The organism is Nonomuraea sp. NPDC049709, from assembly GCF_040674815.1.
Taxonomy (GTDB): Bacteria; Actinomycetota; Actinomycetes; order Streptosporangiales; family Streptosporangiaceae; genus Nonomuraea.
The window spans coordinates 1-24040 of sequence record NZ_JBFANM010000038.1; the positions used below are offsets into that span (position 1 = coordinate 1).

The following is a 24040-nucleotide window of genomic DNA, read 5'->3' on the forward strand; positions in this document are numbered from 1 at the left end:
GACGCCGCACGTGGGCGGCGTCCGGCGCGCGGTCGGTGTCGGCCGTGCGTTCGGGAGCGGGCGGGGGAGCGGGCAGGGTCACTTGACCTTGTCCGCGGCCTCGGCGAGCGCCTTGACGTAGTCCTCCAGCACCCACGAGATCGACAGCGGGGTCGGGTTCGCGGCGGTGCCCAGCGGCTTGCTGTCGGGCAGCAGGTAGACCGAGCCGCGCTCGACGGCGGGGATCTTCGACAGCAGCGGGTCCTTGCGGATCTTCGCGAGCAGCTCGCCCTTCTCGTCGCCGTACCCGGTGATGATGTCGACGTCGTCGAACACGTCGATCTGCTCGGCGCTGCGGCTCAGGGCGAACTTCTCCGTGCCCTTGGACGCCTCGGCGATGCTGCCCGGGATCGTCAGCCCGAGGTCCTCGAAGAACAGCGTGCGGGTGTCGTGCGTCGTGTAGAAGCCGATCTCGCTCACGTCGTTGGGGTCGACGTGCGTCATGAACATCGCCGACTTGCCCTTGAGCTGCGGGTACTTGGCGACGACCGCCTTGATGTCGGCCTCGATGTCGCCGATGAGCTTGTCGCCCTCGGCGGCCAGGCCGATGGCCTTGCTGTTCATCCGGATGATCTCGCGCCACGGGGTCGCCCAGGCGGCGTCCGGGTAGGCCACCACGGGCGCGATGTCGCTCAGGGTGTCGTAGTCCTGCTGGGTCAGGCCCGAGTAGGCGGCCAGGATGACGTCCGGCTTGGTGTCGGCGACGGCCTCGAAGTCGATGCCGTCGGTCTCGTCGAAGAGCACGGGCTTGCCGGCCTTGAGCTCCTCCAGGCGCTCCTCGACCCAGGGCAGGAGCCCGTCGCCGTCGTCGTCGCCGAAGTTCGCGGCCGCCATGCCGACCGGGACGACGCCCAGGGCCAGCGGGGCCTCGTGGTTGGCCCAGTTGACCGTGGCCACCCGCTGCGGCTTGGCCTCGATGGTGGTGGTCCCCAGCGCGTGCTTGATCGTCATGGGGAAGGTGCTCGCGCTGTTGCCGGCGCCGGCGGTGGCACTGGCGCTCGCGCCGGCGCCCGTGGTCTCGTCCTTGGTCTCCGAGGTGCCGCCACAGGCCGTGATGCCCAGCAGGACGGCCGCCACGGTGAGGATGCGAAGGCTAGGTGGACGCTTCAATCCCGTACTCCACTTCAGAATCCGCTGGTGCCCGGCCCTCGGATTAGTTAGGTAAGGCTTGCCTTTTCTATGGGCACCATAGGAGTAATAGGCGACTTGTCGCAATCAATCATTTGAGACATCGACTGTCGCGATCGGGACACGTGGGGCCTCAACGTGCCCGGAACGCCCCCGGTGTGAGCCCGGTCGTCCGGCGGAAGGCCGCGCCGAACGCGCTCGCCGAGCGGTAGCCGACCTCCTCGGCCACGGCGTCGACGTCCCACCCCCGGGTGAGCAGGCCGACCGCGTGCTGGGCGCGTACCGCCGCCACCCAGCGCGCGAAGCTGGTGCCCGTCTCCGCGTTGAAGGCCCGGCTGATCGTGCGGGCGCTCACGCCGAGGCGGGACGCCCAGTCCGCCAGCGTGCGCTGGTCGCCCGGGTCGTCGCGCACGGCGTCGGCGATCGGGCGCAGCAGGGCGGAGGTGGGCACCTGCAGGAGCAGCTCGTGCGAGGAGGGCGTGAGCACGTCGAGCACCATCGCCTCGGTCACCGCCCGCGAGCCGGAGGGCAGCTCGGTGTCGGTGAGCCGCTCCAGCAGCAGCCGCAGCAGCGGGGTGATCTCGACGCCGACGGGCGTGGGGGAGATCGGGGTGACGGCGCCGAAGGCGAGGAAACCGGCGCGGCACCAGGTGCCGGCCGTGGCTGACCCGGAGTGCAGGGTGCCGGCGGGCATCCACAGGCCCAGCGTGGGCGTGATCGTCCAGACCCGCGCCCCCACCACGGCGGTGGACGCGCCGCGCTCGTTCCAGAGCAACTCGTGCCAGGGGTGGGAGTGCTCGTTCCACGTAGTGTCGTGGACGAAGGTCTCGCTCCAGCTGAGGATCGTGTACGGCATCTCGGCCGGCCCGGCGGCCAGGGCGGGCAGCGTGCGGATCTGCCTGGTCATGGGAGGACGAGGTCCGGCACGGGCGGCATCGCCCCAGCTTAGTACCGCCCTGACAGTCCTGGTTAGGCTCACCTAAGATCGAGTGATGAACGCTTCTGAGATCCGTACGGTGGGGACCCAGGCCGAGCTCCGGGAGATCGTGAAAGAGCCGCCGCAGCCCATCTGGGACAAGGACATCGCCCGGATCGACGAGCACGCGCGCACGATCATCGCGCATTCGCCGTTCGTGCTGCTGGCGACCTCGAACTCCGACGGCACCTGCGACGTCTCGCCCCGGGGGGATCCGGCCGGGTCGGTGCTGGTCCTCGACGACCACCGGCTGGCGCTGGCCGACCGGCCCGGCAACCACCGGCTTGACAGCCTCCGCAACGTGCTGGACAACCCCCACGTCGGGCTGCTGTTCATCGTGCCGGGGATGAACGAGACCCTGCGGGTGAACGGGCGGGCGACGCTCGTGTCGGACGCGCCGTTCTTCGACGACCTGGTGGTCCAGGGCAAGCGGCCGCGCCTGGCGGTCCTCGTGGAGGTCGAGGAGCTGTACATGCACTGTGCGAAGGCGTTCCTGCGCTCGTCGCTGTGGAAGCCCGAGACCTGGCCGGACCGCAAGAGCCTGCCCACGCTCGGCCGGATCGCCAAGGACCAGCTGGGCCTCAAGGGGGTCTCCGCGAAGGAGCTCGACGCGGGGCTCGACCTGGACGCCGAGACGAACCGGTACTGACCTCTAGCCGGCCGCCGCCCTGGGACGCATCCGGACGGCCACGACCAGCGAGGACGACGACCGCGGCCATGACCAGGAAGGCGTCGGAGTAGGCGGCGCCCTCGTGCCCGGGAAACAGCGGGTTGACGGCGCCCGCGCCGCTCTGCTGTCTCGCGATCACCAGCGCGCCGAGCAGGGCCGGGCCGGTGCCGGCGCCGAGGTACTGGGCTCTCTGGAGACCCGATGCCGACGCCGACCCGGTCGGCCGGCAGCGTGCCCGCCGCGGCACTGGTGATCGGGGTCAGCACGAAGATGAAGCCGACGCCGAGCCCGAGGACCCCCGATCCCCGCGGGGACCACCGACGTGCCTCCCGCGCAGGCCGACAGGAACACGGCGAACAGCCTCCCGCGCCCGGGAGCTCATCGGGTGGGACGTGCCTTCTTCGGGCCGCCGGACAGCTCGGTCAGGAGGTTGAACCCGGGACGGTCCACGGAGGCCGCGGTGGCGGACAGCACGACCACGCCGGTCCCCGAGGCGCGGTGGAGCCCGAGCCAGGAGCGGAAGCCGCCCGTGCCGCCATTGTGCAGGGTGAAGCCGCTCCCGACCGTCAGGACGAGCCAGGCGGCACCGATGTGCACCCTGCCCTGGAAGGGGGCGACCGGGTCGAGCGCGGCGACGCCGGGTGCCGTGCCGTTCAGCAGCGCGCCGGTCAGCAGGGCCATGTCCCGGATGGCGGCGCGGGCGCCGCCGGCGGGCCCGAGTGCCTCGCCCGTCCACGGCTCCCGTGGCCGCCCCCGCTTGCTCCGGCCGGTCAGGGCCGTGGGGCGGAGCCGCTCCGGGTTCGCGGGCACGTAGAGGCCGCCGAGCTTGAGGGGGCCGGCGATCCGGTCGCGCACCAGGTCGGCGTACGTCGTGCCGGCGGCGCGGGCGATCGCGTGGCCGAGCAGCTCGAACCCGAAGTTCGAGTATCGCGGCGCCGGCTTGCCCACCTTGGCCCCCCGCGCCTGGGCCAGGAGCTGTTCGAGGTCCTCCCCGTACGGGTTCGTCCCGTGCCGCCACAGGGCGATGGTCCGCCGTAACGGGTGCATGGCGGCGGGAAGCCGGGGCAGCCCGGATCGATGCGTGCTGAGGGCGGCCAGGCTGATCCGCGCGGCGGGGACGTCGCCGATCGGCAGCACCTCGCCGAGGAGCGTGTCACGGCTGATCTCGCCCCGTGCCAGCGCGTCGACGTAGAGCAGCCCGGTGATCCCCTTCGTGATCGACCCGATCTCGAAGTCCGCCTCCATCGGGGCGCCGCGGCCGGCCACGGTCATCCCGGAGGACGTGACCGTGGCGACGGCGGCCACGGGGTGGCGGGCGGGGTCGAGCACCTCGTTCAGCTTCGCCGCGAGCCGATCGTCACCGTACGTCTCCGGCGTCATGCGCCGCGCCTCTTCCATAGAGGTCAACCTAGCTTGACCAAGGGCCGTCCGCGCTGGAGCGGATCCGGCCCGGAGGCCCGGCGGTCAGAAGCGGCGGCACTGGCCTTCCTTGTCGCCGCGCACGGAGTTCCCGCCACCGGTGACCTTCGAGCGGTTGTCCTCGCACTCCAGGTCGCCCTTGACGGCGTTGCGGTGGACCCGCAGGCCCCGGCGGTTGTCCTTGAGCTGGATGTTGCCGTCCACCCGGTTGCCGTCGACGCGTACGTAGCGGCGGTTGTCCTCGATCTGGATGTCGCCGTCGACCCGGGTCGAGGTCACCGTGACGCTGCCGCCGTCCTTCACCTGGATGTTGCCGTCCACCTTCGAGCCGCTGGTGACGGAGATTGCGCGGGCGCCCTCCGCCTGGATGTCGCCGTCGACCCGGACGCCGCGCGCCACGAGGGCGGCCCCGTCGCCGACCTTGACGTTGCCGCTCACCCGGGTGCCGAGGAGGGTGCAGGTGGCGCCGCCGGGCACGCGTACGTCGTCGACGCTGGTGGCGCGGATCGTGCCGGCACAGGTGCGCGTGTCGGCCGCGGCCGGTGTGGCCAGGGTGAGGCCGCCGAGGACGGTGCCCAGCACGGCGCCGGCCACGGTCAGTCCGATCTTGTTCATGTCATTCCCCTCGTCAGTCCCGGTGCGGGCCGTCCGCCCGGTCATGAGAAGGCTCTCGATCGGCCGTGGCTCCCACGTGAGAGGGACATTAGGGATTTCTCATGAAAGATCAGGACATCTTCCACGTCGTCGGCGAAGATCCGGTGAGTCGTCCGGCCCCGTCCGGGTAGCGGAGCCCCTCGTGAGCCAGAACGTGACCGAGAAGCTGATCGCCGCGCACCTGACCAGGGGCGAGATGCGGCCGGGCGAGGAGATCGGGCTGCGGATCGACCAGGCGCTGATCCAGGACGCCACCGGCACGATGGTGATGCTCGAACTGGAGGCCCTCGCCCTGGACCGGGTACGCACCGAGACGGCGGTCCAGTACGTCGACCACAACCTGCTGCAGACCGACGAGCGCAACATGGCCGACCACGTGTTCCTCCGCTCGGCCTGCCGGCGGTTCGGGATCTGGCACTCGCGCCCGGGCAACGGCGTGTCCCATCCCACCCACATGCAGCACTTCGGCGTGCCGGGCAAGACGCTGGCCGGCTCCGACTCGCACACCTGCGCCGCCGGCTCGCTCGGCATGCTGGCCATCGGCGTGGGCGGGCTCGAGGTGGCCATGGCCATGGCCGGGGAGCCGCTGTTCGTCACGATGCCCGAGGTCTGGGGCGTGCGGCTCACCGGTGAGCTGCCGCCGTGGGTGAGCGCCAAGGACGTGATCCTGGAGATGTTGCGGCGGCACGGCGTACGGGGCGGCGTGCACCGCGTCATCGAATACCACGGACCCGCGCTCGCCACGCTGACCGCGATGGACCGGCACGTCATCGCCAACATGGGCGCCGAGCTGGGCGCGACCACCACGGTCTTCCCCTCCGACGAGCGGGTGCTGGAGTTCCTGCGGGCCCAGGGCCGGGCCGGCGACTTCACCGAATGCGTGGCCGATCCCGGCGCCGGTTACGACGTGCACGAGGAGATCGACCTGTCCGCCCTGGAGCCGCTGATCGCCCGGCCCGGCTCACCCGGCAACGTCATCCCGGTACGTCACGCCGCGGGCGAGCCGGTCCACCAGGTCGTCGTGGGCTCCTCGGCCAACCCCGGCCTGCGCGACTTCGCCGTGGTGGCGGAGATCCTGCGCGGCAGGCAGGTGCACCCCCAGGTGTCCCTGGACGTGAACCCCACCTCGCGGCAGATCCTCATCGACCTCACCAAGATGGGCGCGATCACCGCGCTGATCGAGGCCGGCGCGCGCATCCACCAGACCGGCTGCCTGGGCTGCATCGGCATGGGCCAGGCCCCGGCCGTCGGCCGCAACAGCCTGCGTACGTTCCCCCGCAACTTCCCCGGCCGCTCCGGCACCCACGACGACTCCGTCTGGCTCTGCTCACCCGAGACCGCGGCCGCCGCGGCACTCACCGGCGCCATCACCGACCCGCGCGACCTGGGCCTCGACCCGCCGCGCGGGGAGCTGCCGGGCACGGTCAGCGCGGGCGCGGCGCTCCTGGAGCCGCCCCCGCCCATCGACCAGGCCCGCGAGGCGGAGCTGGTCAAGGCCCCGAGCATCGGCACGCTGCCGGAGCTGGATCCGCTGCCCGACTCGCTCACCCTGCCGGTCGTGCTCAAGGTGGGCGACGACATCTCGACCGACGAGATCATGCCGGCGGGTGCGCGGGCGCTGCCGTACCGCAGCAACATCGCGGCGCTGGCCGACTTCGCCTTCACCCAGATCGACGAGGACTACCCGCGACGGGCCCGCGACACGGGACCGCACGCCATCGTCGGCGGCCGCAACTACGGCCAGGGCTCCTCCCGCGAACACGCCGCCATCGTCCCCCGCTACCTCGGGCTCCGGGTCGTCGTCGCCAAGTCCTTCGCCCGCATCCACTGGCAGAACCTGGCCAACTTCGGCGTGCTCGCGCTCGAGTTCGCCGACGAGTCCGACTACGACAGGATCGGCCCCGAGCTGCGTTTCGAGGGCCTGCGCGACGCGGTCGAGCACGGCACGGAGCTGGCCGTGAACGGCATCGTGCTCAGGCACCGCCTCTCCGCCCGCCAGCGCGCCATGGTCCTGGCGGGCGGCTGGATCCCGCTGTTCAGGCAATGAGCGGCTGCTCCCGTCGAAGGTGAACCCGCGGGCCGCCCTTGACGCGTCAGGAGCCCTCTGCCCGGGCCGATCGGCTCGGTCATGGATGAGGAGAGCCTCGGTCACAGCCGCCGGGGCCGGGGCGAAAATAGCGTCGGCGCATGCATACAGAGCAGGTCGTACGTGGAAGCGGCACGGGTGACGGCACCGCCGGCGTGCCACCGGTCCCCGGCGCCGATCGGTGGCGCCGGGCCTGGCTGGCGGCGGGAACGTTGCTGTGGCTCCTCGCCGTCCACGGTCGTTACGACGTCGCGGTGGCGGCCTGGCTGTCGCCCGTTCTCCTCCTCAGGTTCGTCAGGACCGGCCCGGCCCCCGCCGGCCTGCTCGCGGTGTGGGCGGGGTCCGCGCTGGCGGGCCTGTTCTGGATGGTCGAGACCGCGGTGCCGATGACGCCGATCACCGTGCTCGGGATCATCGCCCTGGGCACCCTGACCGTCGTGCCGTACGTCGCCGACCGGCTCGTCACCCCGCGGGCGGGCATCGTGACGCGGCTGCTGCTGTTCCCGGCGGCGCTGGCGGCGTGCGAGTTCCTGATGACGCTCCTCAGCCCCTTCGGCACCGCGTTCGGCGTGCCGGCCGCGACCCAGCACGACAACCTGGCGCTGCTGCAGGCCGTGGCCGTGACGGGTCCGTACGGGGTGGGCTTCCTGATCGGCTGGTTCGCCACCGCGGCGAACCACGTCTGGGCGAACCCGCGGGCGCCGCGCGTGCTGTGGTCGTACGCCGCCGTGACCCTGGCCGTGCTGCTGGCGGGCGGGATCAGGCTGGCCTTCCCCGCGCCGGACGCCACCACCGTGCGGGTCGCGGGCATCAGCCCGGACACCTCGGCCACCCGCGAGCTGCGCGGCGTGATCGGCGAGAACCACACCCCCGAGGGGGTGGCCGGGCAGGATCAGGCGGCCGTGCGGGCCGCCTTCGACCGGGTCAACGTCAACCTGCTGGCACGTACGCGGGAGGCGGCGCAGGCGGGGGCGAGGATCGTGGCGTGGTCGGAGCAGGCGGCCAACGTCCTGGCGGCCGACGAGCCGGCCTTCCTGGCCCGGGTGGCCGCCGCCGCGCGGGAGAACCGGATCTACCTGCAGGCCGCCGTGTCCCTCTTCCTGCCGCGGGCCCCGTACGCCGCCAACCGGGTCTACCTGTTCGGCCCGGAGGGCGAGCGGGTCTGGGCGTACGACAAGGCCCATCCCATTCCGGGCCTGGAGGCGTACCCGGCGGGCGACGGCGTGGTGCCGGTCGCGCGGACGCCCTACGGCCGGCTGGCCACCGTGATCTGCTTCGACGCCGACTTCCCCGAGCTCATGCGCGTGGACGCGGACATCATGATCGTGCCCGCGCGCGACTGGGCGGAGATCGGCCCCGTGCACAGCCAGAAGGCCGGCCTGCGCTCGATCGAGAACGGCTACGCGATGGTCCGGCAGGCGGAGTTCGGCGTGTCGGGGGCCTTCGACGCGCAGGGGCGGGCGCTGGCCGTGCACGACTACGCCGGCGGCGACCGGCACGTCGTCTACTCCGACGTGCCCACGCGCGGAGCGGCCACGGTCTACCGCGTGATCGGCGACGTCTTCGCCTGGACATGCCTGGCGGGGACGGCCGTCATGATCGCCCTCCCGCCATGGCGCCTCCGGCCCCGCCGCCCCACCACCGCCACGCAGACCACGTAGCCGCCCGCCGCCCTCCGCCCGTCCTCCGGACGCCCGCCTCTGGGACGCCCGCCTCTGGGACGCCCGCCTCCGGGACGCCCGCCTCCGGACGCCCGACGTCCGACGCCGGTCGGCACCCGCGGGCGACGCCCATCGCGCTCGCGGCCCCGGGAGCGCCGGGCGGCGACCGCGCCGACGCTGTGCGTGCCGCGCGTCCCGGGGGTCCCGGGGTCAGTTTCGGGCCGCGAGGGCGTGCCGGTCGCGGTATTCGCCCGGCGGGCTGCCGACCCAGCGGGTGAAGGCCCGACGGAACGCGCTGGGCTCGGAGAACCCGAGCCGGGAGGAGAGCTCGTCCACGGACTCCGCGCCGCGGCGCAGGCCGGCGATGGCGAGATCTCTCAGGACCTCCTCCCGGATCCGGTGGAAGGAGGTGCCCTCCCGCCGCAGGAGGCGGCGCAGGTGCGGGACGCTGACCGACAGCCGGGCGGCGACGTCCTCGGCGCGCGCCCGGCTGCTCGTGTCGCCGCGTTCGAGGATGTTGCGGACCCGGTCGGCGGTCGTGGTGCCGTAGTCGCGATGGTGGATCAGATCGGCCGGGGACCGCTGGAGATAGCCCAGCAGCTCCTGCTCCTCCCGCACGACGGGGGCCGCGAGATGGCCGGCGTCGAAGGAGATGGCGGCCACCGGAGCGTCGAAGGACGGCGACCTGCCGAAGATGTGCAGGTATTCGGCGCTGTAGCCGGGCTCCGGGAAGGGCAGCTCCACCCCGGTGAGCGGGATCCGCCGGGCGGCCAGCCACGCCGGGAACCGGTGCGCGAAGGCGAGCATGATCTCGGCCGCCAGCGGCGGGACATCGGCGCCCGGCTCGGCGGCGATCTCGATCCGGCAGGTGGCGCCGTCCACGACGAGCCGGCTGCGCGAGTAGCCCGTGGTGATCGACGCGAACTCCACCAGCCGCTCGAGCGCGGTCCGCAGATCCGGGGCGTGGATCAGGCCCAGCGAGATCATCCGGAAGGTGCCCGGCAGCACAGGGCGCGGCCCGAGCAGGAGCAACTCGTCACCGGTGAGCCGCAACAGCCCCCGCAGCGCCGTGACCGCCTGCTCGCAGCCGATGTGGGTGGTGCCCGGCCGCGCCAGCTCGCGCCACAGCGAGGTGTCGCGGGTCGCCCGGCGTACGTCGATCCCGGCCGACTCGGTCGAGGCGATGGCCGCCCGGACGAACTGGACCGCGACGCCGTCCGCGGACATGCCCCACCCCCCTCGCCGCCGCCGACGCTAGCAGACGACCGTCCGGGTCCAGGTCAGGGGTGCTCGGGCACCGTCACAGGGGCGCTGAACGGGAGCACGAACAGCGGTCCCGTCACCACCGCGCGCTCGCTCCCCGGGCCGTAGGGGAGGTCGGCGATCTGCCGGCAGGTGCCGCGGTCCTCGATCCCGTACGTGGGGGCCTGGCCGTCGCCTCCGGAGTTGAAGCGGCCGACGAGCGAGATGCGGTCGCGTACGCGGCCCTGCTGATCGACGAAGAACCCGTGGATCGGCGCCGTCGCGGAGAAGCCGTCCGGCGTCAGGACCTCCTGCACCAGGTCCGAGATCAGGAAGTTCAGCGTCTCCCCGGCGGCGTCGGTCACCGTGCCTTCGAGCTCGCCGACGAACGGCGTGAAGATGCCCGGCGCGCCGGTGGCGAACCCCTCGGGGTAGGGGAGCGGCCGCTTGGCGAGCTGCGAGACCCGCCAGGTGCGCTGGAAGGTGCCGGTCCTGATCGTGTACGTGCCGTTGCGGCACTCGAAGGGGCGCAGCGTGAGCCCGGTGAGGTTGATCGTCTGCCGGACGATCGGGTTGCCGGTGGCGGGATCGCCGAACCGCGCCTCGTCGATGCGCGTGTCCAGCTTGCGCGGGGTCAGCTTCAGCACGAAGCCGGGGCCGATCGCCTTGACGTGGAACCGGCTCTCCTTGATCCTCAGGCCGGGAGCGCCTGGTTGCGCGTGGGCGGCGGTCGCGGGCAGGAGGCCGACGGCCAGCGCCGCGAGCACGATGATGGTGATCCGCATGACGGGAAACTCCCTCGCAGCCGCGGTGATCAGGCGATCCGATCATACGTTCGCGGGGCGGTTCCGTATATCGCCTTCCTGCTGCCGGCGCCTCAGAGGGGGAGCAGGAACAGGCTGACCGGGGTGCTCACCACGGTCAGGGCGACGAGCAGGAGCAGGGCCCGCACGGGCCACGGACTGTGCGGCGGCGCGCTGAGCCGGTCGATGCGCGCATCAAGATCATGCCCGCCCCTGCCGTCGGTGCCGCCCCTGGCATCCGTGCCGCCGGTGCCGCCGGTGCCGCCGGTGCCGCCGAGCGTGCCGGGCGGGGTGGCAAGGCGCTCACAGGAGCGGAACCGGCGCAGCGCGGTGGCCAGCGGGCGGCGGCCGTTGTCGCGCGCGGCGCGGTCGTCGGCGCGCATCTCGACGAGCAGCGCCACCGCGTCCAGCATCGCCCGGACCCGGCGGCTGGACGGGAGGGCGCGGTGCAGGGCGGCGAACGGCAGGATCACCAGGTCGTGGCGCTCGCGGGCGTGCGCGCGCTCGTGGGCCAGCACTGCCCGCAGCTCCTGCCCGGTGAGGAGGTCGAGGCTGCCGGTGCTGACCACGATCGCGGCCCTGCGCCCCGGCAGGCAGTACGCGGCCACCGCCGGATGCTCCACCACCAGCGCCTCCCGCAGGTCAGGATGCGGGCGGGCGATCAGGTTGAGCAGCGTCCGCTGCCGGCGTCGCAGGGCGGCCACGGAGCGGGCGCTGCGCGCGAACGCGACGGCGATCCAGGCGGTCGCCGCAAGACCGCCGGCGGTGCACAGCAGGTGCAGGGGGGTGAGCGCGGCGGGCAGCCGGCCGCCGGCCAGGTCGCGGGCGAAGGCGACCAGGGCGGGGACGATGCCGAGCTGGTAGGGGGCCAGGCCGATCGCGATGGCCGTGCCGACGGCCGACAGGACGAGGGTCAGGCCGACCGTCTGCCAGATCAGCAGCGACGTTCGCGGCGCCCGCCACGCGAGCCGCGAGCGCGGCATGACCGCCATGGCGACCAGGGCCGCCGCGAGCGTGAGGAGGTGGTGGGCGGCGTAGGTCATGACGTCTCCTGCCCGTCGGGCAGCGCCCGCCGCAACGCGGCGGCTTCCTCGGGGGTGACCGAGCGGGCGAAGTGGCCCAGCGCGGCGAGCCGGTCACCGGTCTCGCCGAGCGCCGAGAGCATCAGCTCGGCGACGTACGCCTCCCGCCCCGCCGCCGGCCGGTAACGCCAGGTGCGGCCGTCGTCGTCGCGTTCGCGCCGGATGAAGTCCTTGCGGACGAGCCGGTTCATCACGGTCATCACGGTCGTGTACGCGAGTTTGCGGTCGCTGAGCCGGTTGACGACGTCGCGTACGGTCAGCCACGCGTCGCTGCTCCACAGCACGTCCATGATCGAGCGTTCCAGCTCGCCGAGGCTGTTCACGCCCCCTCCTCCTGTCCTGCGGGTTCCAGCGCGGGCACGGCCAGGACGGCAGCGGCCGCCAGGGCCGCCGAGAGTGCCCCGGCCAGGTACGGTAGCGCCGTCCCGGCGTCGAACAGTAGCCCCGCGCCGGCCGGGCCGATGATCCGCGCCGCGGCGCCCGCCGACTGCCCGGTCCCCAGACGCGTTCCGCGTCGCTCCGGCGGCCCCGCGGCGGCCAGCAGGCTGGACACGGTCGGAGTGAGCAGGCCGTGCCCGGCGGAGAGCAGGCAGACGGCGACCATGCACTGCCACCAGGTCGCCGAAACCGGGACCGCCACCATGCACCCGGCCATCGTCACGGCCCCGGCCGCCGCGACCCGCGCATCGCCCCAGCGGCGGGCCAGCCAGGACACCAGCCCGGCCTGTACGGCGGCCATCGCCAGCCCGGCCGCCGCCAGCGCCAGCCCGATCGTGGTGGCGTCCCACCCGTAACGGTCCCGGCCGAGGAAGGCCAGCGTGGTCTCCATCCCCACGAAGGCGGCCATGGCCAGGAACCCGGTCCCGGCCAGCAACGCCACGGCCCTGCTCCCGCTCCCACCGGCCGCGGTGCCCGGCCGGGCGACGCCGAGGGGGCGGATCGGCCGGCGGCCGTCCCCGCTCACGCCGAGCCCGGCCCGCTGGGACGCGCCCCGCCCCTGATCGCCATCGGGGCGGGGCTGAGCCGGTGCGGCGCGCTGGTGATCGGGAAGGGGGTGTGGCCGGCGCGTGGCGTGGGATGCCCGTGCGGGTTCGGGGAGCCAGACGAAGGCGGCGGCGAGGTTGAGCGCGGCCAGGCCCGCCGCCGCATACGCGCAGGCCGCGAACCCCAGCGGCGCGAGCAGCCCGCCCAGGGCCGGCCCGACCACGAACGCCATCCCGATCGCGGCCCCCAGCTGCGCCATCGCCCCCGTACGCCGCTCGGCGGGCACCGCGTCGGCCAGGTACGCCTGGGCCACCGAGATGCTCCCGCCGCACGCCCCCGCGAGCAGCCGGCAGACCAGGAGCCCGGTCAGCGACGTGGCCAGGCCGGTGAGGGTCATGGACACGGCCGACCCGGCGAGGGCCAGCAGCACCAGGGGCCGCCGCCCGTACCGGTCAGACAGCCTGCCCAGCACGGGTGCGGCGACGAGCTGCGCCACCGAGTACGCGCTCATCAGCGCCCCGAACCACAAACCGCCGGCCCCCAGCTCGGAGGCGTAGAACGGCAGCGCCGGCAGGATCAGCGTGAAGCCGAGCAGATCCACGAACACCGTGGCCGAGATGACCAGCTGCGCCGAGCGCCGCATCACGTCCCCTTCCCTCCGGGCGGGGCCGTCTGTCCGGAGCCACCGCTACTACAGCGTGTAATGCTACAAGGTGTAGTAGTCGGTCCTCGCCGGAGCCCGCCCCTATCCCGGCCGCTCCGGAGCCATGGCCTGGTTGTACAGGAAGAACGCCGTGGCCCCGATCAGCAGGACGACGAGGACCACGAGCACGGCGCCCGCGACCAGCAGCACGCGCCGCGCCGCCGTGGGCTCTACCGGTTCGCCGTCGCCGGGCGGACGCGGCACCTGGGGCGGACCGGACATGGGAGCCTGGCCCCCGCCCTAGCACCCACCGCGGCCGGGACGGGCGCAGGTGACGGACAGGGGAGCGGACAGAGTGGCGGACAGAGTGGCGGACAGGGGGGCGGACAAGGGAACGGGCAGGGCGGCGGGGGCGGGCGCGGCGGTGGAGACGGTGGCGCGGCGGGGGAGGGGAGGCACGGCCGGGACCAGGCGGCGGTCGCGTACCAGCCAGATGGCCCGCTCCAGGTCGGGAGTCAGATACCGGTCCTCGCCCAAGGGCGCGATGTGCCGCCTGATCTCCGCCTGCAGGCCCCGCGTCACGGCGCCGAGCGGCAGGCCCGCCATCTTCCCGGCGATGAGGTCGATGCCCTGGGCCGCCATCAGGTACTGGACGGCCAGGACGATCTCGAGCCGGTCGAGGTTCTCGTGCAGGTTCCGGACCGAGGCCATCGCCATCGTGTTGTGGTCCTCCTGCCCGTCCTTGACCGGCCGGGACAGCGTCCCCGCAGGGGTGGCCCTGACCTGCATCTCCGGGATCAGCGCGGCGGCCACCGTCTGGACCTGCACCATCCCGGAGTTCAGCCCGACCGCCCCGCCGGCGAGATTGGCCGGCAGGCCGTAGCTCCACCTGGGGGACAGCAGCCGCCCCGACAGCTCCTGCGACAGGACCCCGACGTCGGCGATCTCCGCGTTCAGGGTGTCGGCGAGATGGCCCATCACGGAGCCGTCCCAGTTGCCGCCCATGACGAACTCGTAGCCCGGGCCCCGGTCGCGCTTGAAGATCAGCGGGTTGGAGGTGGAGGCGTTGGCCTCCCGTACCAGGGTCTGGCGGGCGTCGGCGAGCGCGTGCCGCAGCCCGGCCATGATGTGCGGGGCCGCCCGTACCGACACCGCGTCCTGGACGCGCGGGTGGTAGTTCGCCGGGTCGAGGCGCTTGCGGCCCTCCTCCGTCATCCAGCGCGAGCCCGCCACCATCGCGCGGAGCCGCGCGGCGACCGCGTTCTGCTCGGGGATGCGGCGCTCCCGGTGCGTACGCGCGTCCAGCGACCCCCGCTCGGCCCTGGTCGCCTCCATGAACAGGGCGAAGGCGCCCTCCGCCTGGTCGGCCAGCACGGTGGCCCGGTACACGGCGTGCATCAGCGAGGCGGCCAGCACGGTGCTGCCGCTGATGACCGGCAGCGCCTCCCCGGCCTGGAACACGAAGTCCCTGGGCAGCCCGGCCTTCGGCAACAGCACCGAGGCGGGCCCCTCCTGGCCCCGGTAGCGCACCGGCGCGTCCTCGCCGAGCGCCGCCAGGCCCGCCGCCGCCTGCGGCTGCAGGTCCCCGGTGCCGAGCGAGCCGATCTGCGGCATCAGCGGCACGACGCCGGCGTTGACCATGGCCAGCAGCCGCTGGGGCACCTCGGGCCGTACGCCGACCGTCCCCCTGGCCATCTGGTTCGCCTTGAGGATCATGGCCAGCCTGACCACGTCGTCGGGCAGCGGCTCCCCGACCCCGGCGGCGTGCGAGCGCAGGACGTTGCGCTGGAACTGCTCCGCCTGCTGCGACGAGAGCGGGCGGTCCTTCAGCGGCCCGAGCGCCTGGTTCCAGCCGTACACCCGCTGGTCGTCCAGGACCGCCAGCGCACCCGCCCGTGTCCTGGCCATGTTCGCCCGCGCGGCCGGCGAGAGCCGCACGGCGACGGGACGGCCCGACAGGACGGCGAAGGCGTCGCGGAGGGAGAACGAGTCGCCGTCCAGCTCCAGGCTCAGCACCGGCGGCGCGGGTGGCAGGGCCGGCTCCGCGACCGCCTGGCCGGGCACGCACAGGGCGGCGAGCAGGGCCAGGCCGGTGGCGGTCCGTCGTACGCTGGTCATCAACATGCCCCCCGGCGAAGATCGATGCCGTCCGTTATAGCCGGGGGCCGTGGCGGGCCGGGGACGGCTCAGCGCCGGTGAGACGAGTGCTGACCCGGTCTCGACCGGTCCGATGGCGGGCGATTACCCAAGTTACCCACAGTTGCCGGCGGTTTCGCTAAGTCCGGCCGTTCAGGGTGTCGAGGAAGCGCTGCTCGAACGCCGCGGTGCCGGCCGTCGTGCCGTACCTGAGCGGGCGCCCCGACGGCGACAGGAACGTGCGCCCGGCGGAGGGACCGCTCGGCACCACGTCGATCCGTCCGGAGGTGAACCCGACGTGCCCGGGGTGGATGGCGCTCATCGCGGCCAGCGGGTCCCACCAGTAGAGCAGGCCGGCCGCGATCAGGGGCTGGACCTCGGGATGGGTGACGATCTCCAGCACGGTGTCGGCGGCCGCGGTGCGGTGGTCGGCGCCGAGCCGGTCCAGGAACGCGCCGGTGATCAGCACCTCGTTGGCGGCGTCCAGCGGTACCATCCGCACCGCGCCCCGGCTCCGGGCCAGCACCTCGCGCACGGCCGCCGGGTCGAGCCAGTAGTTGAACTCCTGCGTCCCGTCGAACTCGGGCGGCGTGCCGCAGCACAGGTTGCCGGGGACGTTCACGGCGCCGCCCATGGAGGTCAGCCGGGAGGCCGAGTACGGCAGCGCGCCGGCCAGGTTGGTCAGCGGCCCGGTCGCGATGATCTCGGTCGAGGGGTCGGCGCGCAGCACCTTCCTGATCAGCTCCGGGGCGCGCACCTTCGACGGCGTCTCGTCCCCGGAGCAGCCGGGCGTGGCCGCCGTGAGCACCCGGTCGAAGAGCTGCCTCAGCTCGGCGGGGAAGGAGTTGACCCCCGTGGCCGTGCCGTCGGCGATCTGCACGGAGCGCAGGCCCAGGCGCTCGGCCAGGCACCTCGCGTGCCGGATCGCCCGGCCGGGTAAGCCGGCGCCGCTGCTCGTCACCGTGATCGCGCGCAGGTCGATGCGCCCGCCCCGGTGCTCCTGTGCGAGGTAGGCCAGCGTGGCCGCGTCGTCGAAGTCCATGTCGGTGTCGAAGATGACGGCGGGCGGCCGGGTGTGGGCCACCGCCGGAGCGGCCGCCAAGGGGGTGGCCACGGCCAGGACGAGGGAGAGCAGGAGCCTTCTCATGGATTTCCCGGGGGTGAGGCGATGCGGTCAGGGCTCCAGTCAAACCCGGATCGGCCGTTGTGGAGAATACCCTATAGGGGTATATTCGGGTGGAGGTGAGACATCGTGAAGGTCGAGGGGTTCGTCACTGACGGGTACGAGGCGGTGCGCGAGGTCTTCCAGAAACTGGTGGACGAGGGCAGGGAGACGGGCGCGGGCGTGTCCGTCTGGAAGGACGGGCGGGAGGTCGTCCGGCTCGACGGAGGGTGGGCCGATGCCGGGCGCGGCCGTCCCTGGGAGGCGAGCACGCTCGTGCAGCCGTACTCGCTGTCGAAGGCGTTCGTGACCATCGCCGCCCTGGTCGCGGTGCGCGACGGCGCGCTGGCCCTGGACGAGCCGGTGGCCACCTACTGGCCCGCGTACGGCGCCAACGGCAAGGAGACCACCACGCTGCGCCACGTGCTCACGCACCGGGCGGGCCAGCCCCGGTTCCCCGCCACGGCCGCCGGCCTGGACCTGCTGGACGACGCCGGGCTGCGCGAGAGCCTGGTGGAGGCGGCGCCGGAGTACGCGCCGGGGACCTCGTTAGGGGAGCACGCGCTGACCTACGGGCACCTGGTCGACGGCATCCTGCGCGCGGGCGCCGGCACGACGCTGGGGGAGGTGCACGCCGAGGTGGTGCGGCCCGCGCTGGGCCTGGACGCCTGGTTCGGGGTGCCGGACGGCGAGCTGGACCGCGTCGCCGACCTGGAGTACGCCGACCCCGCGTGGCCGCGCCTGCTGCACGCGGCGCCGTGGCTGCAGATCCCCGACGGGACCCTCGATGTCGGGCGGGCGAACTCCAGGGCCTGGCGGCAGTCGGTCTTCGGCGCGGTCAACCTGCACACGACCGCCACCGCCATGGCGCGGTTCTTCTCGGAGCTGACCGGCGCGGACGGCCGCGTGCACGCGCTGCTCGGCCCGCACCTGCACGCCGAGCTGCTCGCCTCGCAGGTCACGGACTTCGACGAGGTCTTCGGCACCCGGCTTACCTGGACGCTGGGCTTCGTCCGCGACCGCGGCAAGATCGCCAAGGGCGGGATCGGCGGCTCGGCCGCCTGGTGGTCGCTCCGGCACCACCACGGCTGCGCCTACCTGACGCGCCGCCTGGACGACCACTCCCGCGCCGCGGAGATCGCGGCCGCGCTGGGCGACGACCTCGCCGTGGTGGGCGAGGACTGAGCCGGCGCCCGGGGTAGGCCGACCCACCGGCTCCTCGTGCGGGGGCCGCTCGGGAAGGGCCGCTCCGAGACGGCGGCTTGGGCTGGGCTGGGCGGCGCGGGTTGGGCGGCTTGGGCGGGGTGGCGCGGGCCGGGCGGCGCGGGGTGCCGTGCTGAGGCAGCGGCCGGGCCCCCGAGGAGCCCGGCCGGGGCCGAGGAGCCCGGCCGGGAAAGGGCCGTCAGCGGGCCGCGCGGGCCCCGTCGCCGACCGAGCCGGAAAGGCCGTCAGGGGGCCGTCCGGGACCCGTCGCCGATCGGCCGGCCGGCGGCCAGGTCGGTGAACAGATCGTTCCAGAGCGGCATGACGACGTGCGGGGTGTAGCCGTGGGCGGTCTCCGCCGCCGCGGCGCCCATGCGCTGCCGCAGCTCACGGTCGGCCATCACCCGCCCGAGCGCCTCGCCCAGCGCGTCGACGTCGCGGGGCGGCACCAGCACCCCGTCCTTGCCGGGGGTGAGCACGTCGGCGGGGCCGGTGGGGCAGTCGAAGGCGACGATCGGCAGGGCGTGGCCCATGGCCTCGATCATCGCCATCGGCAGCCCCTCGATCCGCGAGCTCAGCGCGTAGATCGACGCCTTGGCCAGCTCCTCGTGGATGCGGTTGCTGCGGCCCATCAGCCGGATGCGATCGCCCAGGCCCGCCTCGTCGATGCGGGCCTGCAGCCGCTCCTTCGACGGCCCGGTGCCGAAGATGCGCAGCTTCCACCCGGGGTGCTCGCGGGTCGCGGCGCCGAAGGCGGGGATGAGCATGTCGAAGCCCTTTTGGGGCACCAGCCGGCCGACCGCGATCACCAGCGGGTTGCTCTGGTCGGAGTGCTTGCGCCCGTCCATGTGGACCGCGTTGGGGATGCGCACCACCGGGGTGCCAGGCACCAGCGCGTGGTATTCGCGGCGGCTGGTCTCGGTCAGCACGGCGATGGCGTCGAACGCGCCGTAGTGGCGGCCGATCTGCTCGCGTACGGCCTCGTGGTAGGAGGCCACGTTCATGTGCTCCTGGGCGACCCGGATGACGCCGGACGGGGCGCGGCGGGCCGAGATGAGGTTGAGCGCGGGCCGGGTGGTGACCAGGATGCCGTCGCGCAGGCCGGAGACGTAGTCGATGACGGCCGACTCCACCCGCTCGGTGAAGTATTCGGCGGCGAACTCGCCGTACGGGACGATCTTGCCGCGGGCGCGCCGCCACACCTTGCGGGCCAGGGAGTCGGCCTCGATGCCGGAGCGCTGGTCCACCAGCGCCGAGAGCGTGATCCGCCGGTCGATGGCGAACTGCGGCTCGTCCCGGCGGCGCACGACGCTGACGATCTCGACGTCGTGCCCCGCCTCCGCCATCGCGGTGGCCTGGTTGACCACGGTGCGGATGGTGCCGCCCATCCCGTAGGCGTGCAGGAGCATGTAGCGGATCTTCACGAGAGGTACCCCCAGCTCCGGCACATGCTCTTCAGCACGTCGGGGACCTCCTCCGGGCGGGGCAGCTCGCGTCCCCGCTGCACCGTGCCCGACTGGATCTTGTCCTTCCAGTCGCCCAGGCCCTTGGTCACGACCTCCGGCTTGCCGTAGGAGAGCAGCTCGGGTGCCCAGGGCAGCTTGAGGAAGTCGCAGATGCCACGCCCGATCTTCTCGGGCTCGGCGGTCAGCTCCTCGTAGCGGACGGTCAGGCCGGGCAACGCCGTACGTGCCCGCTGCACGGCCTTCATGTACCGCAGGGCGTCGGCGGCGGCCTCGGCCGGGGTGCGTTTGTCGGGGCTGGCCTCGTGCCAGGAGGTCGCGATCGAGGCGGGGTGGCGCAGCAGGAACACGAACCGGGCGTCCGGCCAGCACGCGGCCAGCCGCTCGTACGCGAACGCGTTGGCCGGGGTCTTCTCCACGATGAACCGCTTGCCGCTGCGTACCAGCTCGCGGTGGAGCACCCGGTCCCAGAGCAGATGCTCCAGGTCGGCCTTGTTGTGTCCCAGGGCCGCCATCGCCCTCTCGGCCAGCGAGGTATCGAATTCCACTCTCAGCCGGCGTACGTGCAGCTCGTGGGGAGCATGCAGGTCCGGGTGAGCGTTCAGCATCGCCCGCAGCAGCGTCGAGCCCGACCGGACCGGCGAGATGATGAAGACCGGCGCCGTCAGCAGGCGATCGGTCTCCGGGTCGGCCGGCGGCCGGAAAGGCGTTTCCGGCCGCTTCTCCGGCACCGCCTTCGCCGCTTGTCCTGCTTTACCTACTCGGTTGACCTGGAATCCTGTATACCTGGCCAGCGCGCCGTTGAATGTGCGCTGCCACTTCATGCCGTGTGAGGTTACCTGTCGTACCTGGAAATTGGCTGGAAGCGTGAGAATCGGAATCCTCGCAGCTCAGAGCCTACCTCTCGCGGGGGACGAGCGGCAGGGTGACGAAGGAGGAGGAGAAGACCCGCTGGTGCTGCACGACGAGGTCGGCCTCGGCGGCTCGGGCGGCGGGGCGGCCGGTCCCGGGGTTGCGGTCGAAGCGGGGGAAGTTCGAGCTGGAGATCTCCACCCGGATGCGGTGGCCGGCCTTGAAGACCTGGCTGGTGGCGACCAGATCGACGGTGTACGTCCCGGACGGTGTCGAGGTGCGTACGATGCCGTCGATCACGCTCATCGCCCGGCCGTCGGGATGGACGTTCACCAGCTTGGCCGTCCAGTCCGTGGCGGCCCCCGAGGTCTCGGCGCGCAGGGTCACGGACACCGGCCCGGTCACCTCGACGTTGGAGTCCAGCACCTCGGTGGTGTAGCAGAGCACGTCGGGCCGCAGCTCCACGTCGCGCTGGTCCTGCGGGCCGGCGTTCGTCGGGTCGGACAGCAGCGTCGGGCCGCCGACGGTCGGGACCGGGTCGCGCGGGTCGAAGGTGAAGGCGGCCGGCTCGTCCGCGGCGGGCGGCTCGGGGGCGAGCAGGCCGCCGGCGTGCAGGTGGTAGCGCGCCGAACGCCGCCCCGACGTCCTCGCCCGCCTCCGCCGCGTGCATCAGCCCGAGCGCCGCCTGCATCGCGCCCCGGTTGAGCACGGAGCCCAGCGCGAGCGCCCCGCCGTGATACTTGAGGCCGTCGTGGAAGTCGTGCGGCGTCATGGAGGCCACCACCTCCTCGCCCCGCGCGAGCCGGTCGAGCACCTCCGGCGCGCCGTACCGGACCCCGCTGGTGGCGATGTAGAGCAGCGCGCCGTCGTGGGTGCGCAGCGTGTAGCGGGTGTCGATGCTGATCGTGCCGTCGGCGTGCAGGACCTGCCAGTCGGCGCCGCCGGGCAGCACGGCGCCCGACAGGCGGGGGCCGTCGAACCTGCCGCCCACGATGTTGATGACGCGGCGCCGGCCCCAGTGCGAGTCGCCGAGGTCGAGGATGGGGTCGAGCTCGACGTGGAAGGTGGCGAGCGGTTCGAGGTTCACGATGCCGGGCTCCGATCAGCGCTCCGGGACGTGCGGGTGGCGTCCCAGGACGGGCGCTCGCTCAGCGCGGCCGGGTCGAATCCGGCCGTGCGCTTGTAGGAGGCGGCGATCTCGGCACGCTCCGCGTAGGGGACGACCTGCTCGATGTCGTCGAACCCGCCGGGCGCGCGCTCGTGGGCCAGCTTCATGACGACCTCCGGGCCCATCTCCCGGTTGGACAGTTGCAGCGCCGTCGTGGCGGGCCGCCGCTGCGCCTCGTACGCGTCCAGGTCGTCGTGGGCGGGCGCGTGCGCCAGCACCCGGGCGTCGATGATCGCCTGGGAGGCGCCGTTGGAGCCGATCGGGTACATGGCGCGCGCCGCGTCGCCGATCAGGCCCTCAGGGAGCGGCAGTGGTTCGCGTCCCTGGACGACGACGAGCGCGAGCGGCTGACCGGGCTGCTCACCCGCATCCTGCGCGCCCGCCCGTCCGACCTGCCCTGAGGCGGGTGGTCAGGGGGTGCAGCCGACGGAGAACCACACGACCTTGCCGCCGTCCGCCGCCGCGACCCCCCAGTCGTCGGCGATCGCCGCGACGATCTGCAGCCCCCGGCCCGAGATCGCGTCGGCGTCCGGGGAGCGCCGGCGGGGCACGCCGCCGCCCGGGTCGAAGACCTCGCCGTAGAGGCGGCCGTCGCGGTCCTCCAGGCGCAGCGCGTACGCCGACCCGCCGTGCCGGACGACGTTCGTGATCAGTTCGCTGACGATGAGCAGGCAGTCGTCCACGCTGCTCGTGAGGCCCCAGCGGGTGAGATCCGCGCGGACCAGGGAACGCGCCTCGCCCACACCCGCGGGCACGGAGGGCAACAGGTATTCGACCGTGCGGATCGGCGGGGCGGACAGGGACCCGGGGCGGAGGGGCATGTGCATCACATCTCTCGGGGGGTTGGGAGCGCTCCCAATTCCCACGATAAGCGCTCTCCTTCACTTTTGTGAATCCGCACTTTGAAAATCTCCGGCGGAGAGATCCTCAGGCCAGGTCCGCGGCGGCGAGCCAGGCGGTGATGGAGCGGTGCCGGGGACGCCAGCCGAGCAGGTCGCGGGCGCGGGTGGCGCGTACGCGGCTGTTCGAGCCCAGGGCGTGCCGGGCGAATTCGTGGTTCCAGACGTTGTCCGGCGCGTCCGGGTCCCATGACCGCGGGCCCGGCAGGCCGAGGGAGCGGGCGATCGCCCCCGCCATCGCGCCGAACGACTCCTCGCCGCCCTCGACGAAGTAGAAGGTGCCGGGTGGGGACTTCTCCAGGGCGAGCAGGTACAGGTCGGCCAGGTCGTCGACGTGGACGTTCGACCAGAGGTTGGCGCCCGCGCCGACGTGCCGGACGACACCGCCGGCGCGGGCCTGGCCGACCAGGGCGGCGATCAGCACGCTGTCGCGCCCCAGGCCGCGGCCCCGCCCGTAGACCAGGCTGGTGCACAGGACCGCGGAGCGCACGTCCCGGCCGGCGGCGGACAGGACCAGGCGGTCGATGTCCAGCCGCGCCGTGCGGAGGGGGTGGTCGGGCACCCAGCCGGAGTCGAGGACGTCCTCGGTGAAGACCTCGTCCGACCGCTCCCCGGTGGTGCCGGTGGCCACGATGCTGGAGCCGCTGGTGTGGATCAGGGCCTTGCCGGTGCCGGCCAGGGCGGCGACGAGGGTCTCGACGGCCGGACGGTGATCGCTGTCGGCCGCGTTGACGACGGCGTCGGCGCGGCCGGCCTGCCCGGCGAGCACGCCGGCGTCGTCCAGCGTGCCCACCACGGGCTCGATGCCCAGGCCGGCGAGGGCCGCGGCCTTGGTGCGATCGCGGGTCAGGCCGGTGACGGTGTGACCGGCCGCCAGCAGGCGCATGGCGACGGTGCCGCCGATGAGGCCGCTCGCTCCGGTGACGAAGACGTTCATCCGATATCCCATCTGCTCGGGTCGGACGAGCTTCGGCCCGGAGGGGGAACGGCCTCAACTTCGTTTGCCGTTACGGCAAAGCCGGACGCGCAAAGCCGATATCGACATCCGGTTATCATCGATTCATGGGTGATCGGGAAGAGGTCCGGCGGCGCATCATCGACGCCACGACCAAGCTGCTTCGGGACAAAGGCCGCGAAGGAGTGACGACGCGCACCGTCAGCGCGGCGGCCGGCGTGCAGGCACCCACGCTCTACCGCCTGTTCACCGACATGAACGGGCTGCTCGAAGCGGTCGCGGCCGACGGGTTCGCACGCTACCTCGCGCAGAAGCACGGCCAGACGCTCTCCGACGACCCCGTGGACGACCTGCGCCGCGGGTGGGACACACACATCGGCTTCGGCCTGGAGAACCCGGCCCACTACCTGCTCATGTACGGCCAGCCCACGCCCGGGTCCCGGAGCCGCGCCGCCGAGCAGGGGCTGGAGCGGCTGCGCATGCTGGTCGGACGCATCGCCGTCGCCGGCCGGCTCTCCGTCGGCGTCGAGGCCGCCGTCAGCATGGTGCACGCCGCCGGCGTCGGTCTCACGCTCAACCTCATCGGCACTCCTCCCGAGGAGCGCGATCCGGCCCTCCCCGACCGCCTGCGCGAGGCCATGATCGCGTCGATCACCACGGCGGGCCCGGCCGGCGTCCCCGGCGCGGCCCAGCGGGCCGTGGCCTTGAAGGCCGTCCTCGGCGAGGTGGCGGACCTGTACAGCCCGGGCGAGCGGGCCTTGCTGAACGAGCTCCTCGACCGCGCCGCGGACCACGCCCCCGCCGCCCGCTGACCC

23 protein-coding genes and 1 pseudogene are annotated in these 24040 nt (G+C 73.2%); 5 read left to right on the plus strand and 19 right to left on the minus strand.

Going from position 1 to position 24040, the window contains the following annotated elements:
• Positions 1–78: 78 nt before the first annotated feature.
• Positions 79–1149 (minus strand): iron-siderophore ABC transporter substrate-binding protein, encoded by a 1071-nt coding sequence (locus AB0J69_RS33325; protein ID WP_364125472.1) that lies wholly within the window; start codon positions 1147–1149, stop codon positions 79–81.
• 151 nt (positions 1150–1300) lie between these two features.
• A complete protein-coding gene (locus AB0J69_RS33330; RefSeq protein ID WP_364125474.1) occupies positions 1301–2074 on the minus strand; it encodes an AraC family transcriptional regulator in 774 nt (257 codons plus the stop codon).
• Between the two features lie 85 nt (positions 2075–2159).
• Between AB0J69_RS33330 and AB0J69_RS33335 the strand changes: the two genes are divergently transcribed.
• Complete coding sequence (locus AB0J69_RS33335) at positions 2160–2792, plus strand: pyridoxamine 5'-phosphate oxidase family protein (protein WP_364125477.1); 633 nt, start codon at positions 2160–2162, stop codon at positions 2790–2792.
• A 399-nt stretch (positions 2793–3191) separates the two neighbouring features.
• Here AB0J69_RS33335 and AB0J69_RS33340 read toward each other — a convergent pair whose 3' ends face one another.
• Together AB0J69_RS33340 and AB0J69_RS33345 are read right to left on the minus strand one after the other, a co-directional pair.
• Complete coding sequence (locus tag AB0J69_RS33340) at positions 3192–4211, minus strand: serine hydrolase domain-containing protein (RefSeq protein WP_364125479.1); 1020 nt, start codon at positions 4209–4211, stop codon at positions 3192–3194.
• A 66-nt stretch (positions 4212–4277) separates the two neighbouring features.
• On the minus strand, positions 4278–4847 hold the full coding sequence (locus tag AB0J69_RS33345; protein WP_364125482.1) for a hypothetical protein: 570 nt from the start codon (positions 4845–4847) through the stop codon (positions 4278–4280).
• A gap of 181 nt (positions 4848–5028) precedes the next feature.
• On the opposite strand from AB0J69_RS33345, the gene AB0J69_RS33350 reads away from it, so the two are divergent.
• Positions 5029–6933, plus strand: a complete 1905-nt coding sequence (locus tag AB0J69_RS33350) for an aconitate hydratase (RefSeq protein ID WP_364125485.1) — start codon at positions 5029–5031, stop codon at positions 6931–6933.
• 140 nt (positions 6934–7073) lie between these two features.
• Positions 7074–8633: a nitrilase-related carbon-nitrogen hydrolase gene (locus AB0J69_RS33355; RefSeq protein WP_364125488.1), complete on the plus strand. Its 1560-nt coding sequence runs from the start codon at positions 7074–7076 to the stop codon at positions 8631–8633.
• Positions 8634–8843: 210 nt separating this feature from the next.
• On the opposite strand, the gene AB0J69_RS33360 is transcribed toward AB0J69_RS33355, so the two are convergent.
• From AB0J69_RS33360 to AB0J69_RS33395, 8 genes are all read right to left on the minus strand, one after another.
• On the minus strand, positions 8844–9860 hold the full coding sequence (locus AB0J69_RS33360) for an AraC family transcriptional regulator ligand-binding domain-containing protein (RefSeq protein WP_364125491.1): 1017 nt from the start codon (positions 9858–9860) through the stop codon (positions 8844–8846).
• Positions 9861–9913: 53 nt separating this feature from the next.
• Positions 9914–10660, minus strand: a complete 747-nt coding sequence (locus AB0J69_RS33365) for a hypothetical protein (RefSeq protein WP_364125494.1) — start codon at positions 10658–10660, stop codon at positions 9914–9916.
• A gap of 92 nt (positions 10661–10752) precedes the next feature.
• The gene (locus tag AB0J69_RS33370; protein ID WP_364125497.1) at positions 10753–11721 is read right to left on the minus strand and encodes a M48 family metalloprotease; all 969 of its coding nucleotides are present in this window, start codon (positions 11719–11721) and stop codon (positions 10753–10755) included.
• Entirely contained in the window at positions 11718–12083 is a 366-nt protein-coding gene (locus AB0J69_RS33375; RefSeq protein ID WP_364125500.1) for a BlaI/MecI/CopY family transcriptional regulator, read from the minus strand. Before AB0J69_RS33375 ends, AB0J69_RS33370 begins: the two co-directional genes overlap by 4 nt.
• Entirely contained in the window at positions 12080–13387 is a 1308-nt protein-coding gene (locus tag AB0J69_RS33380; protein ID WP_364125503.1) for an MFS transporter, read from the minus strand. Before AB0J69_RS33380 ends, AB0J69_RS33375 begins: the two co-directional genes overlap by 4 nt.
• A gap of 102 nt (positions 13388–13489) precedes the next feature.
• Entirely contained in the window at positions 13490–13669 is a 180-nt protein-coding gene (locus tag AB0J69_RS33385) for a hypothetical protein (protein ID WP_364125505.1), read from the minus strand.
• A gap of 18 nt (positions 13670–13687) precedes the next feature.
• Complete coding sequence (locus AB0J69_RS33390; RefSeq protein ID WP_364125508.1) at positions 13688–15505, minus strand: aromatic amino acid ammonia-lyase; 1818 nt, start codon at positions 15503–15505, stop codon at positions 13688–13690.
• A gap of 157 nt (positions 15506–15662) precedes the next feature.
• Entirely contained in the window at positions 15663–16670 is a 1008-nt protein-coding gene (locus tag AB0J69_RS33395) for a nucleoside hydrolase (RefSeq protein ID WP_364125511.1), read from the minus strand.
• A gap of 105 nt (positions 16671–16775) precedes the next feature.
• On the opposite strand from AB0J69_RS33395, the gene AB0J69_RS33400 reads away from it, so the two are divergent.
• The gene (locus tag AB0J69_RS33400; RefSeq protein ID WP_364125513.1) at positions 16776–17870 is read left to right on the plus strand and encodes a serine hydrolase domain-containing protein; all 1095 of its coding nucleotides are present in this window, start codon (positions 16776–16778) and stop codon (positions 17868–17870) included.
• A gap of 263 nt (positions 17871–18133) precedes the next feature.
• Here the strand turns inward: AB0J69_RS33400 and AB0J69_RS33405 are convergent, their stop codons facing one another.
• The 7 genes and pseudogenes from AB0J69_RS33405 to AB0J69_RS33435 form a co-directional block, all read right to left on the minus strand.
• Positions 18134–19312: a glycosyltransferase family 4 protein gene (locus AB0J69_RS33405; RefSeq protein WP_364125516.1), complete on the minus strand. Its 1179-nt coding sequence runs from the start codon at positions 19310–19312 to the stop codon at positions 18134–18136.
• Positions 19309–20175 carry a sulfotransferase gene (locus AB0J69_RS33410; RefSeq protein WP_364125519.1) on the minus strand — a complete coding sequence of 289 codons (867 nt, stop codon included), beginning with the start codon at positions 20173–20175 and terminating at the stop codon, positions 19309–19311. The genes AB0J69_RS33405 and AB0J69_RS33410 overlap by 4 nt, the downstream gene beginning before the upstream one ends.
• A 73-nt stretch (positions 20176–20248) precedes the next feature.
• Positions 20249–20818 (minus strand): CocE/NonD family hydrolase, encoded by a 570-nt coding sequence (locus AB0J69_RS33415; protein ID WP_364125755.1) that lies wholly within the window; start codon positions 20816–20818, stop codon positions 20249–20251.
• A gap of 172 nt (positions 20819–20990) precedes the next feature.
• Positions 20991–21290 (minus strand): annotated as a pseudogene (locus tag AB0J69_RS33420) (DUF3237 domain-containing protein); the annotation flags it as partial.
• Entirely contained in the window at positions 21287–21640 is a 354-nt protein-coding gene (locus tag AB0J69_RS33425; protein ID WP_364125522.1) for a hypothetical protein, read from the minus strand. The gene AB0J69_RS33425 and the pseudogene AB0J69_RS33420, both read right to left, overlap by 4 nt.
• Positions 21641–21781: 141 nt before the next feature.
• Entirely contained in the window at positions 21782–22192 is a 411-nt protein-coding gene (locus AB0J69_RS33430) for an ATP-binding protein (protein ID WP_364125524.1), read from the minus strand.
• Positions 22193–22298: 106 nt separating this feature from the next.
• Positions 22299–23207: an NAD-dependent epimerase/dehydratase family protein gene (locus AB0J69_RS33435; RefSeq protein WP_364125527.1), complete on the minus strand. Its 909-nt coding sequence runs from the start codon at positions 23205–23207 to the stop codon at positions 22299–22301.
• Between the two features lie 125 nt (positions 23208–23332).
• On the opposite strand from AB0J69_RS33435, the gene AB0J69_RS33440 reads away from it, so the two are divergent.
• A complete protein-coding gene (locus AB0J69_RS33440; RefSeq protein ID WP_364125530.1) occupies positions 23333–24037 on the plus strand; it encodes a TetR/AcrR family transcriptional regulator in 705 nt (234 codons plus the stop codon).
• The last annotated feature ends 3 nt before the right edge of the window (positions 24038–24040 follow it).